General features: G+C 48.9%; 9 protein-coding genes and 4 tRNA genes. 5 read left to right on the top strand and 8 right to left on the bottom strand.

Going from position 1 to position 10,857, the window contains the following annotated elements:
* Position 1 precedes the first annotated feature (1 nt).
* From ACP7FG_RS12860 to ACP7FG_RS12835, 6 genes are all read right to left on the bottom strand, one after another.
* A tRNA-Glu gene (locus ACP7FG_RS12860) sits at positions 2-74 on the bottom strand.
* Positions 75-119: 45 nt separating this feature from the next.
* Positions 120-195: transfer RNA gene (locus ACP7FG_RS12855), tRNA-Ala, on the bottom strand.
* 135 nt (positions 196-330) lie between these two features.
* A complete protein-coding gene (can, locus tag ACP7FG_RS12850) occupies positions 331-987 on the bottom strand; it encodes a carbonate dehydratase (RefSeq protein WP_054491278.1) in 657 nt (218 codons plus the stop codon).
* A 275-nt stretch (positions 988-1,262) separates the two neighbouring features.
* A complete protein-coding gene (locus ACP7FG_RS12845) occupies positions 1,263-1,484 on the bottom strand; it encodes a hypothetical protein (RefSeq protein WP_222235568.1) in 222 nt (73 codons plus the stop codon).
* Positions 1,463-3,730: a putative inorganic carbon transporter subunit DabA gene (locus ACP7FG_RS12840; protein ID WP_439226619.1), complete on the bottom strand. Its 2,268-nt coding sequence runs from the start codon at positions 3,728-3,730 to the stop codon at positions 1,463-1,465. Before ACP7FG_RS12840 ends, ACP7FG_RS12845 begins: the two co-directional genes overlap by 22 nt.
* A complete protein-coding gene (locus tag ACP7FG_RS12835) occupies positions 3,727-5,046 on the bottom strand; it encodes an NADH-quinone oxidoreductase subunit L (RefSeq protein WP_439226618.1) in 1,320 nt (439 codons plus the stop codon). Before ACP7FG_RS12835 ends, ACP7FG_RS12840 begins: the two co-directional genes overlap by 4 nt.
* Before the next feature lie 112 nt (positions 5,047-5,158).
* Here ACP7FG_RS12835 and ACP7FG_RS12830 point away from each other — a divergent pair, with 112 nt between their 5' ends.
* Positions 5,159-6,025, top strand: a complete 867-nt coding sequence (locus tag ACP7FG_RS12830) for a LysR family transcriptional regulator (protein ID WP_439226617.1) — start codon at positions 5,159-5,161, stop codon at positions 6,023-6,025.
* A gap of 45 nt (positions 6,026-6,070) precedes the next feature.
* Here ACP7FG_RS12830 and gltX read toward each other — a convergent pair whose 3' ends face one another.
* A complete protein-coding gene (gene gltX, locus ACP7FG_RS12825; RefSeq protein ID WP_439226616.1) occupies positions 6,071-7,477 on the bottom strand; it encodes a glutamate--tRNA ligase in 1,407 nt (468 codons plus the stop codon).
* Between the two features lie 192 nt (positions 7,478-7,669).
* Between gltX and ACP7FG_RS12820 the strand changes: the two genes are divergently transcribed.
* Positions 7,670-7,745 (top strand) — tRNA-Val (locus ACP7FG_RS12820).
* 36 nt (positions 7,746-7,781) lie between these two features.
* A tRNA-Val gene (locus tag ACP7FG_RS12815) sits at positions 7,782-7,857 on the top strand.
* Between the two features lie 20 nt (positions 7,858-7,877).
* On the opposite strand, the gene ACP7FG_RS12810 is transcribed toward ACP7FG_RS12815, so the two are convergent.
* The gene (locus ACP7FG_RS12810; RefSeq protein ID WP_439226615.1) at positions 7,878-8,756 is read right to left on the bottom strand and encodes a LysR family transcriptional regulator; all 879 of its coding nucleotides are present in this window, start codon (positions 8,754-8,756) and stop codon (positions 7,878-7,880) included.
* A gap of 131 nt (positions 8,757-8,887) precedes the next feature.
* On the opposite strand from ACP7FG_RS12810, the gene ACP7FG_RS12805 reads away from it, so the two are divergent.
* Together ACP7FG_RS12805 and fghA are read left to right on the top strand one after the other, a co-directional pair.
* A complete protein-coding gene (locus ACP7FG_RS12805) occupies positions 8,888-10,006 on the top strand; it encodes an S-(hydroxymethyl)glutathione dehydrogenase/class III alcohol dehydrogenase (RefSeq protein WP_439226614.1) in 1,119 nt (372 codons plus the stop codon).
* 11 nt (positions 10,007-10,017) lie between these two features.
* Positions 10,018-10,854: an S-formylglutathione hydrolase gene (gene fghA, locus ACP7FG_RS12800; protein ID WP_439226613.1), complete on the top strand. Its 837-nt coding sequence runs from the start codon at positions 10,018-10,020 to the stop codon at positions 10,852-10,854.
* The last annotated feature ends 3 nt before the right edge of the window (positions 10,855-10,857 follow it).

The following is a 10,857-nucleotide window of genomic DNA, read 5'->3' as shown; positions in this document are numbered from 1 at the left end:
GCGTCCCCTAGGGGATTTGAACCCCTGTTACCGCCGTGAAAGGGCGGTGTCCTGGACCACTAGACGAAGGGGACGCAACCAAATACTTATTACTACCAGTGTGCTTTACCAAAACAACTTGGTGGAGCTAAGCGGGATCGAACCGCTGACCTCTTGCATGCCATGCAAGCGCTCTCCCAGCTGAGCTATAGCCCCGCACTAAACAGTCTCAGACTGCCCTGACAGCGGGGCGCATTCTATTGTGACCTGAGCTAATGTGTCAACTATTTTTTCTAAAAATACTGTTGTTTGAGCATTTTTATTGCAGTTTGCTCAGTAATTCATCAAATCTTAACCACGAACCGCTTTTGGCAGTTTTTGATGGTAAACGTGGTAAACCTGCTCCAATCCTTCCCGGCTCGAAACCGATACATTCATATCATTGACTAAGCCGTTATCCAACCGATAAACCCAACCGTGTATCGTCAATGGCTGATCTTTATCCCAGGTTTCCTGAACAACGTTGGTCTTTGCCAGGTTTTTAACCTGCTCCACCACGTTTAACTCGCACAAACGATCAAGCTGGTCATTTTCATTCAACCGCTCTAACTCTTCTGCATGCTCACGGTAAACGTCGCGAATAGGATACAGCCAATGGTCAACCAAACCATGGGGTTTACTCTCAATTGCCGCCTTCACACCACCACAACCGTAATGACCAACAACAAGAATATGCCTTACTTTAAGTGCTTCAATAGCGAATTGAATAACTGATAAGCAGTTAAAGTCTGTCTGAATGACCTGGTTTGCCACATTTCTATGAACAAAGAGTTCACCCGGCGCCATGCCGACAATTTCATTTGCCGGAACCCGGCTGTCAGAACAACCTATCCACAAGTACTCGGGAGACTGCTGACCCACTAAACGTTTGAAAAAATCAGGATCTTTTTTTACCTGCTCTTCTGCCCACGCTTTGTTATTTTCAATCAAGTGTTTTATATCTGGCATTATTTATCCCATGGTCCCGGTAGCCTGATAAGACGCTTCCACCAAATTTTAGGCATCGTTAATCCTATATAGAGGTCAAAGCTTCTATATAAACAAAGTGGAGAGAACTAAAGGCTATTGTAACCAGAATTGCACTGAATTTGGCAAAGGATTTTATTCAGATTTTTGCGCTAGATAAAACCAGCGGAGAAAAGTGGGCAGTCAGTCACTCAGGTTTTATTGAATTCCTGAGCACTCCCACTGACTGCCGTTATAAAAATGACAAAAAAAGAGAATTACCACTCGATAACCACGGGCTGCTTTAAATAGGGATTGTCGTGAGCCCGTAAACTCTCTTTCATGGCCTCTTCCGAGTTCAGACCGTGATCAACACTGCCATCGCCATAACGCAGAGCAAATGGCTGATTAAAAGGCCGTGAGCGAACATGCTCGTAAAGTTCTTTAAATGTATAACAGGTTACCCCGTTAGCAGGCGTTATTCTGCTGTTACTTGGCATAACTCACCTCCTGCATTCAGCCGATACAGATTGATCCACTGCTGCTGAAATAATTCGTTAAACGCGGTAGCACCAGCTAACGCACGCTGAATGGTGGCTTCATCGGCTTCAATAATCACCTGCAGCCGTACCGGTCTGTGTACAAAGTCACTACCGTCGTGCACCGACTGCCAGGCCAGTCCCTGACGTAAGTCACCACCATTTCCCTCGAAAATACCAATGTCATTCGCGACCCGGTTGTGCAGCAATTTATTGCCGCTACCCAGCTGTTTCGGATCAGTCACCGAGCAGTAGTACTGCCAGTTTATCCAGTTGGCGACCAGTCCCGGGGCACTCAACAGTTGTGTCAGCAACGCCCCTTTAGGGTCACGCTCGCTGCAGTAGTCATGCAAAAAGTTACTGCCGACCGTTTCCGACGACGTTAATCGGCTAGCTCGTCCGAAAAACAGCACATTATTATCGGCTAACCCCCACTCCGGACGCAGTTCCGCCCAATGGTTCGCCTGCTTTTTAAGCTGTTTAGCTGACCCATTGGTCGACGTGGTTAATGCCTCTGTGGCATTGCTGAATAAACACTTAACCTGATCCGGTACGGAATCGGATAGCCACACCACCTTGTCGGTTACTGTTTCATGCAGCGCTGAGTAGAACCGAGTGTCCGCGGGGATCTGAACGCCCCGGTCAACGAGATGCTTTCGGATTTCATCATCGTTTAATAAACGGCTTAGTACCCGGGCACTTAAGGCTCCGGACTGACCGCCACAGGCCCCACAGTTGAGCCCTGCACGCTGAGCATTATTGCTGTGATGTGAACCGTGCCCTACCAGAATTACGTGCTTCCCGAACGAGTCGAACTGCATACCCGCCAATGCCTGCTCGCATAAGCTCACCAAAGACTCTACTGACGCCTGACCATCAGCCTGAAAAATAACGCTGCCGGAAACGGCAGTGTCGTCGGCAGTTGCCAGCTTTCCGGGTGCTCCTGTCAGCAACTCTTTCAACTTGCCCAATCCAAGCGCTTCAACGCCGCTGAACATCGACACTGGCGTATTAAACAGGTTACTGAGTAATGACATAACCGAATGCTTACGCTCCGGTGCTTTAACGTAATAGGCCGGTTGCAACAGACCTGGCGCATGGGGAACGTTCTGCTCCTTCATCTGAACCGCCAAAGGCACACCAAAAAAGCCAGCAAAGCCTTTGCTTTGTGTACTTACCCCCAAGCGCTCCCCTGCTTGTTCTAGCGCACGACGATAACGCTCAGAGCGCACATCGATACAAAACACCGCCTGCACCACTGAGGTTTCATTCGCGGCCTTATCTGAGTTTTCCGGGCTGAATTTCAGTGTCTTCAACTGTGAGCGTTCATAAGCCGCCTGCCACTGCCACAGAACATCGTTATATTCTTCAATATGAGACACTTGCCCTTCACAGTTTTCTATCTGCGTCGCAAGCGCTTGCTGCAACTGCTGATAAACAGCCGTGTTGGTCCGCTCAGCCAGTTGCCAAAGAATGTACTCCCAGGCCAGTCGAATGCATAACAACTCAAATACCCACTGACTCTGCTGGCGGGCGTCCTGATAAGCCATAGCTGCGGCCCAGCCCCACAGGTCACTGATAAGAGCCTGGCAGTAACAGCGCAGTGCATAGTCCGACGCATCGGTTAAAAAACTCGCCTGACAGACGCTAATAAGCTCATGCGGATCATCCGGGAGCTCCGCAAATAAATCGTTTAAGTCGGCCTCGTCCATCAAAGTTTCAATACCGCGATCAGCACGGGATATCGTTAACCAATGTTGATACAACGAGCTGTCCTTACCCGCTTGCTGGAAGCGCGTAGGAAACTGCATAAACAAGCCGCAAGTCTGGCTAATTTGCAGCACCACTTCGTCATTCCAGCGCATTTTTCGGCGACGCTGTTGATATTTATCCACCCACTGGCTTAGGTTTCGCCATTGCGGCAGCAACTCACGGGACTGAGTTCGTTGCTCCAGCTCCCGCACCATGTCTTCGGTCACTAATTCTGGGGCAATTTGATTTTGCTGCCACTGTTGCCAATAAAAGTCAGGGCTCATTAGAAGTCGACTCCCCGCACAGTAACGCCAATGCGCAGCGACACCGCTAACCGGTTGCTGGCGATAATGCCAGAAAGGGTTAACCGCTATCCATTGAGACAAGGGCCACTGCGGCGCAATGGACTGACTGACTTGTTCCGCAATAGACACAAAACGACTGACGGTGATCATAAGCGCCCCTCTTGTCGGCTACGCCGTTGGTAATAACGAATGGGATGACTGGGCCACAACCACAACACCAGTCGCGTCAGCCACTCGTCCAAATAAAGTCCGGCGTTCAAAGTGATAAACCAGCGTTGGCTCAGACGACGCGATGGCGTGTGATGCACCAGCCAATATGTAAAAGCGAAGATATTGAACAGCACGGTAATAACCGGCTCCAGTAGCAAGCTGTTAAACGGCGGTTGTGGCTCCACAACTTGTTGTACCAGCACACCAAGAAGCAGGTAAGCAACTATCGCCAGCACTGAAACAGCAAATCGCAACAGCCATTGGTGGAGATTCATCCAAATAGTCGCTAACGCCATGGCTAATAGAGCCGACGGTAACCACTTCGGATCACCCAGTAACCACCAGCACGTAGCAGCAATGAGTGCCTGAAAAATCAGAAAGACCAGGCTCACCCGTAATATTGAGCGCGCCTGAGGCTGTTTAATGACAGCAACTTCGCTGACCGATAAGAAGGCATGAGCTTTGTAAACCGAGTGTGCAACCAGGTGAAGCAAGGCTAAGTCGTAGTATCCCAAACCAATTTCCAGCAGCATCAGGCCCATTTGCGCACAGGTTGACCATGCCAGACGCACCTTGATGCTGATACGTGTTGCCATAATTAATGCAGCAAAACAGCACGAAGCAGCCGAGACCAGACACAATAACCACACGGCCAGAACACTATTGCTCCATAAAGGTACGGTGACCAGCAGCAAGAAGCCGCCAAGGTTAATAATGCCTGCGTGTAATAATGCGGAAACCGGTGTCGGTGCTTCAACGACCTGAATGAGCCAGCCATGCAGGGGCAACTGAGCGCACTTTATCAATGCCGCCATAACCAGACAGACTGCCGCAATGTGCTGGGTAATACTGGTAGGTGCCGTAGCAAACTGCTTGAGTATGGTGTCTAATTGAAAGCTGCCCGTGTTGAGGTACATAAGGACAAAAGCCGTGCCTAAAAAGGCTTCTGAGCAGCGTGCCAGAATGAATTTTTTATGAGCCGCCAGTACCGCTCTGTCACGCTCAGGATAAAACATGAGCAGCCTGTGCAGTTGCAGGCTGATGCTCATCCAGGCCACAAAGAAAACCACAATATGGTTACTGACGATAAGTACGAGTACCGCTACTAAGCAGCCGACCAATTTAGAAACGAAAGAACGACGGCGCGGATCCAGCCGGAAGTTTGTGACAGCGTAGCGCGTTACTACCAGTGCTAATAAAGCCACCAGAGCCAATAACACAGGGCGAACGCCAGATAATGTCAACCATTCAGTCATTGATGCATCCTGGGTATTTTGTTTGGGGCAATTATGGGGGCGTCTTTAATGTTAAGTAAAATAGATATAAAATATAATATTGTTCTATTTTAAAGAACGGTTATTAGCAACTATGAATTACAAACATCTCTTTTACTTCTGGCATGTGGCGGAAAGTGGCCATTTAACCCAAACCGCTCAAAAACTTCATGTGTCGCAATCGGCTTTATCGGCGCAAATAAAACAGTTGGAAGAATGGTTAGGCACGCCTTTATTTGAACGTCAGGGCCGCCAGCTAGTACTGACTCAAGCCGGGTACATTGCTCGTCAGTACGCCAATCGGATCTTTCACGAAGGTGAGAACCTGGTCAAACAGCTGAAACAAGGAATGGACGGTGCTGATTTAGTGATTCGTATTGGTCATGCCTCGACCATGTCACGTAACTTTGTCGAAGCATTTATCAGCGACTTAGTCCACCAGCAGGAAGTGCAATACCGTCTGCACTCAATGACCCCCGACCAGTTGTTTAATGAGTTGGCTAACCATCAAATTGACCTGGCGTTGGCGAATACCAACGTACGGGGCAGTGACAAGCAATTATGGCAAAGCCGCCTGTTAGCGCGTCAGCCAGTATCCGTTATAGGGCCGCCGGGACGCGATATAGAACGTCTGACAGATGCCTCTTTACGGAACAAAAACTGGGTTCTACCACCGGAAAACATGCCCCAACGAGCGGCATTCGATATGTTAAGCGCCGAATACAAATGGCAACCACGGGTACTTGCCGAGGCAGACGATATGGCAATGTTGCGACTACTGGCGCGTGATACCGGAGCCCTGGCGGTTATTCCGGATGTTGTTGTGAGGGATGAATTGAACAACGGGCAGTTAAAACGCTACCTGACTCTGCCCAACGTGTTCGAACACTTTTATGCGATTACTCTAAAGCGCCCTTTCGAGCATCCAATGGTGGCTCGGCTTCTCAAGCGCTTTGCGTAGCCCTTTGCAAGACAAAAGGCTACGCACTCAGTTCAGCGCGGCAACTTACGCATTTTCACGGTTTACAATAAACTCTAACGCAAGGTCAATACGCGCCAGAACCGTCTTTTGGGGGATAAGTTCCAGCGTTACATCTAACGAAGGAGAGTTGCCTCCACCGGTTGCTGCAACACGCAGCGGCATACCTACTTTGCCCATGCCCACGTCCAAGTCAGCGGCGGTCTGATTAATTGCCGCCTGAATATTCTCTGCATTCCAATCAGCAACGGTTCCAAACAGTTCTTTGGCTTTTACCAGAGGTTCCTTAGCTACCGGCCGCAGGTGCTTCTTCGCGGCTTTCTCGTCAAACTCATCGACCGACTCAAAGAAGTAACGGCTAATGGCAGCCATTTCTTTTAAGGTTTTTACCCGATCAGCCTGCAACGACACAACTTGCTCTAGCGCTGGACCATTGCTTGTGTCCACACCTATTTGGTCAAACTGCCATTGCAATTGCGGTGCAACTTGCTCTGCAGGCAAAGTTTTCATGTAGTGCTGATTTAACCAATTAAGCTTTTCGGTATTAAACGCTGACGCTGCTTTGTTAACGTCATCCAGCTTAAAGTACTCAACCAGCTCTTCACGGCTGAATATTTCCTGGTCACCATGAGACCAACCCAGGCGTGCTAAGTAGTTCACGACCGCTTCCGGTACGTAGCCGTCGTCGCGGTATTGCATAACGCTGACTGCACCATGACGTTTCGACAGTTTCTTACCATCGTCACCTAAAATCATCGACACGTGAGCGTACTGAGGTACCGGCGCGCCCAGAGCTTTCAGAATATTAATCTGACGCGGGGTGTTATTAATATGGTCTTCACCACGTACCACGTGCGTAATATCCATGTCCCAGTCGTCAACCACCACACAGAAGTTATAAGTCGGCGTACCGTCAGTACGGGCAATGATCAAATCATCCAGTTCGGTATTAGCGAATTCAATGCGCCCACGAATGTGATCATCAAAAACCACACTGCCGTCTTGCGGGTTACGGAAGCGGATCACGTACTTATCACCGCCGACGTCAGGATTGTCACGGCAATGACCGTCGTAACGAGGCTTTTCACCAGCCGCCATTTGCTCTTCACGCATTTTCTCTAAGCGCTCCGTTGAGCAATAGCATTTATAGGCTTTGTCTTCTTCCAGTAACTTGTCGATTAACTCTTTATAGCGCTCAAAACGTTGAGTCTGGTAATAAGGTCCGCGATCCCAGCTTAAGCCCAGCCATTCCATACCTTCTAAAATGGCATCGATAGCAGGTTGCGTTGAACGTTCACGGTCGGTATCTTCGATACGCAGCACGAACTCGCCGCCCTGTGCCTTTGCAACTAGCCATGAATACAATGCCGTACGGGCACCACCAACGTGCAAATACCCAGTCGGGCTGGGGGCAAAACGCGTTACCACACTCATGTTTATTCCTTTCTTTGAAACCGGTCAATTTAATGAGCGTAAGTTTATCAAGACTGAGCGCTTGACGCATCTGCTATTCGAAGTGATTAAAATGTCAGCAAACGAACCAAAGTTAGCAATTTTTATTTGACAGTTTATATCTGCGCCCTATAATGCCACCTCGCAACGACGCAGAAGTGTCACAGTGAGAATGGTTGCTTAGCTCAGTTGGGAGAGCATCGCCCTTACAAGGCGAGGGTCACTGGTTCAAGCCCAGTAGCAACCACCACTTCTCTTCTTCCCCTTAGTTGCAGACCTTCAGGATGGTTGCTTAGCTCAGTTGGGAGAGCATCGCCCTTACAAGGCGAGGGTCACTGGTTCGAGCCCAGTAGCAACCACCATTTTTTTATCCCTCAGCTCTCTATCTTTCCAGTATTAATTTTTCAGATAAATAATCCAGTAGCACCCGTACTTTAGGAATCACCTGACGATTTTCCGGATACAACGCCCATATACCATCATCCGGTTGTCGAAAATCCGCTAACACTTCCTCTAACTGTCCATTTTCCAACGACTCAGTCACGTAATAATCCGGCAGCATTGCCAACCCCAAGCCTTTTATTGCGGCATCACGAAGTGCCAGACCATTGTTGCAATGCAGGTACGACTCCGGTCGAACAGTTTCCAGCTTGCCATCAACCTGAAAACGCCATTGCTTAACCGTTCCGGTAAAACAGTGATGCTCATCCAAGCCATCAATGTTTTGCGGGCATCCAAATTGACTAAAATAAGCCGGTGAGCCTACGACAAAATGCCGGCGTGACCCTAGTTTCCGGGCGCGTAACCTCGGATTCCCAAGTTGCCCTAAACGTATAGCCACATCATAACTGCCTTCAATTAAGTCGACCTGCTCGTTTGTCAGCTGTAAATCCAGACGGCAATCCCCATAAATCTGCAAAAAATCATTCAACAGAGGTGCAATAAACCGCTCGCCATAGTAGACCGGTGCGGTAATACGAATTAAACCCTGTGGCTGTTGTGTGCGCTGCTGAATGGCCTGATCGGCATCTCTCAGACTGGCAACGAGGTGCTGGCAATGGGGTAAGTAGAGCTTTCCCTCTTCTGTTAAGCTGACACTCCGGGTTGAGCGATACAGCAGTTGCATCTGCAGCCTTTGCTCCAGCGCTGCAATATTTCGGCTTACCTGTGCCACCGACAGCCCCAATTGGTGAGCCGCTGCGGTAAAGCTATGCAATTCAGCCACTGCCGCAAATTCGCTAATTCCCTGCCAAGGCTTCATACTGCCCCATTATTTCATTAATGAAAAAGTAATTTGTAAAAACAGTAGATTACCTGCTTATGAGAAAAAGTTAAACTTAGGCTACGCTTTTACGTAATGAGACGATGAATCAAACAGTATAAGGAATCAATATGGAAACGATTAAGTCACGCGCTATGGTTGCCTGGGGTCCGGGCGAACCGCTGAAAGAAGAAACCATTGATGTTGCACCACCGAAAAAAGGCGAAGTCCGCGTTCGCATTATTGCAACCGGTGTCTGCCACACTGACGCTTACACCTTGTCAGGTAAAGATCCTGAAGGCATTTTTCCTTCCGTATTAGGTCACGAAGGTGGCGGTATTGTTGAATCTGTCGGCGAAGGCGTCACTTCGGTTGAAGTCGGTGACCATGTCATTCCTTTATACACCGCAGAATGTGGTGAATGTAAGTTCTGCACCTCTGGTAAAACCAACCTGTGTCAGGCGGTTCGTGCCACTCAGGGTAAAGGTTTAATGCCGGACGGTAGCAGCCGCTTTTCAAAAGACGGCGAGACCATTTATCACTACATGGGAACCTCGACCTTCTCTGAATACACCGTTCTACCAGAAATTTCACTGGCGAAAATTCCAAAAGAAGCACCGCTTGAAAAAGTGTGTCTGCTTGGCTGTGGTGTCACCACCGGCATGGGCGCGGTTAAAAACACCGCCAAAGTGCAGGAAGGCGACACGGTTGCGGTATTTGGCCTTGGTGGTATTGGTCTGGCCGTTATTATCGGTGCCGTGCAAGCTAAAGCTTCCCGCATTATTGCCATTGATGTGAACGACGACAAACAAAAAATTGCCAAGGAGCTTGGCGCGACCGACTTTGTGAACCCAAGTAAACACGACAAACCCATTCAGGAAGTCATTGTTGATATGACCGATGGTGGCGTCGACTTCTCATTTGAATGCATTGGTAACGTGGACGTTATGCGCGCTGCACTTGAGTGCTGCCACAAAGGCTGGGGTGAATCTGTCATTATTGGTGTTGCCGGAGCCGGTGAAGAAATTTCTACCCGTCCGTTCCAACTGGTTACTGGTCGCGTATGGCGTGGCAGCGCCTTTGGCGGCGTTAAAGGCCGTACCGAACTGCCTGACTATGTTAAACAATACATGGACGGTAAGTTTGATTTAGATACCTTTATTACCCATACCATGCCATTAGAAGACATTAATAAAGCGTTCGACTTAATGCACGAAGGTAAGTCGATTCGCTCAGTCATTCATTATTAATGGAGTCAGTAATGAAACAAGTTAGCGAAACCCGCTGTTTTGGCGGTCGTCAGCTGCGCTTTGAACATGACTCTGAAGTACTGAACTGCACTATGCAGTTCAGTGTTTTTTTGCCATTACGCGCAGAGAAAACGGAGGTTCCGGCGGTCTACTTTTTATCGGGCTTAACCTGCACCGACGAAAACTTTTCCACCAAAGCCGGCGCACAGCGAGTAGCCACAGAGCTGGGTATTGCCTTAATTATTCCCGATACCAGCCCGCGTGGAGACGATGTAGCCGACGATGCAGACGGCGCTTACGACTTAGGTTTAGGTGCAGGCTTTTACGTCAACGCGACTGAAGAGCCGTGGAAGTCGAATTATCAAATGTACGACTACATTGTGAAAGAGCTGCCGGAGTTGGTCGAAACGGAGCTGCCAGTTAATGACAAGCGCGCTATTGCAGGTCATTCCATGGGCGGACACGGGGCTTTAGTTATTGGCTTACGTAACAGTGACCGCTACACCAGCATTTCTGCATTCTCACCGATTACCAACCCAACACAATGCCCCTGGGGTGAAAAAGCCTTTAGCGCGTATTTAGGCGATGATCGCGAACAATGGAAGCAATACGACGCTGTTGAGATCATCAAATCTAAAGGTCAGACACTCCCAGTTCGAGTTGATCAGGGCTTAGCTGACGGATTTTTAGAAGAACAGTTAAAACCGGAGAACTTAAAAGACGCCATTAACGAAGTTAACGGCGGCGGTACGGTTCATTTACACGACGGTTACGACCACAGCTATTACTTCATCTCGTCATTTATCGAAGCTCAGCTTCGCTTCCATGCGAAGTACCTGACCGTGTGATAC

The sequence above is a fragment of the Idiomarina sp. ST10R2A5 genome (assembly GCF_051842325.1).
Taxonomy (GTDB): Bacteria; Pseudomonadota; Gammaproteobacteria; order Enterobacterales; family Alteromonadaceae; genus Idiomarina; species Idiomarina abyssalis.
Note: the sequence above shows the minus strand (reverse complement) of the source record. Positions and strands in the feature narration are given on the sequence as shown.

Excerpts from the sequence above, each read along its gene's own strand:
- ACP7FG_RS12830 (WP_439226617.1), top strand. The coding sequence starts at position 5,159 with ATGAATTACAAACATCTCTTTTACTTCTGGCATGTGGCGGAAAGTGGC.
- gltX (WP_439226616.1), bottom strand. The coding sequence starts at position 7,477 with ATGAGTGTGGTAACGCGTTTTGCCCCCAGCCCGACTGGGTATTTGCAC.
- ACP7FG_RS12805 (WP_439226614.1), top strand. The coding sequence starts at position 8,888 with ATGGAAACGATTAAGTCACGCGCTATGGTTGCCTGGGGTCCGGGCGAA.
- ACP7FG_RS12845 (WP_222235568.1), bottom strand. The coding sequence starts at position 1,484 with ATGCCAAGTAACAGCAGAATAACGCCTGCTAACGGGGTAACCTGTTAT.
- can (WP_054491278.1), bottom strand. The coding sequence starts at position 987 with ATGCCAGATATAAAACACTTGATTGAAAATAACAAAGCGTGGGCAGAA.
- fghA (WP_439226613.1), top strand. The coding sequence starts at position 10,018 with ATGAAACAAGTTAGCGAAACCCGCTGTTTTGGCGGTCGTCAGCTGCGC.
- ACP7FG_RS12835 (WP_439226618.1), bottom strand. The coding sequence starts at position 5,046 with ATGACTGAATGGTTGACATTATCTGGCGTTCGCCCTGTGTTATTGGCT.
- ACP7FG_RS12810 (WP_439226615.1), bottom strand. The coding sequence starts at position 8,756 with ATGAAGCCTTGGCAGGGAATTAGCGAATTTGCGGCAGTGGCTGAATTG.
- ACP7FG_RS12840 (WP_439226619.1), bottom strand. The coding sequence starts at position 3,730 with ATGATCACCGTCAGTCGTTTTGTGTCTATTGCGGAACAAGTCAGTCAG.